The 579-nt window shown below is 42.4% G+C and carries 1 protein-coding gene; it reads left to right on the top strand.

Features of this window, described 5'->3' with window-relative positions; all coding sequences use genetic code 11:
- On the top strand, window positions 1-579 hold a 579-nt coding region (locus ELS82_RS25810; protein WP_134837843.1), incomplete at both ends, for an IS4 family transposase.

Here is a 579-nt window from a genome sequence, read left to right as displayed (position 1 = left end):
AGCAACAACAGCGATTCCTCGTTCGCTCAATGCAAAGCCGCTGTATAAAAGAGCATGATAATCGTCTTTATGATTACGCTTCCAAGCTGCAATCAGCCGGAGAAAGAGTGCTCGACATACCACAAAAAGGCGGTCGTCAAGCTCGCASGGTTCACCTAGACATCAAATATGCTCCCGTGACACTCAAATCTCCTGCGAATAAAAAAGAGTTCAATAATATTCCGCTTTACTACGTGGGGTGCATAGAGCAAGGAGAGAGTAACGATAAGCTCGCATGGCACTTACTCACATCAGAGCCAGTAACGAGTAAGGAAGAGGCACTTAAAATTGTCAGTTATTATGAGTTACGCTGGCTAATTGAAGATTTTCATAAAGTCTGGAAAAGTGAAGGCACTCAAGTCGAGCAATTGAGAATGCAAAGCAAAGATAACTTAGAAAGGCTCAGCGTTATTCTGGCTTTTATCGCGACTCGGTTGCTCCAGTTGAGATTTATGAATGAATCAAACGAATTATCTAAGAGCAGTTGTGAGCAGGTATTAAAAGGAAAAGCATGGAAGCTAATGTGGCTAAAGCTTGAAG

The organism is Vibrio ouci (assembly GCF_004551525.1).
GTDB classification, from domain to species: domain Bacteria; phylum Pseudomonadota; class Gammaproteobacteria; order Enterobacterales; family Vibrionaceae; genus Vibrio; species Vibrio ouci.
Note: the sequence above shows the minus strand (reverse complement) of the source record. Positions and strands in the feature narration are given on the sequence as shown.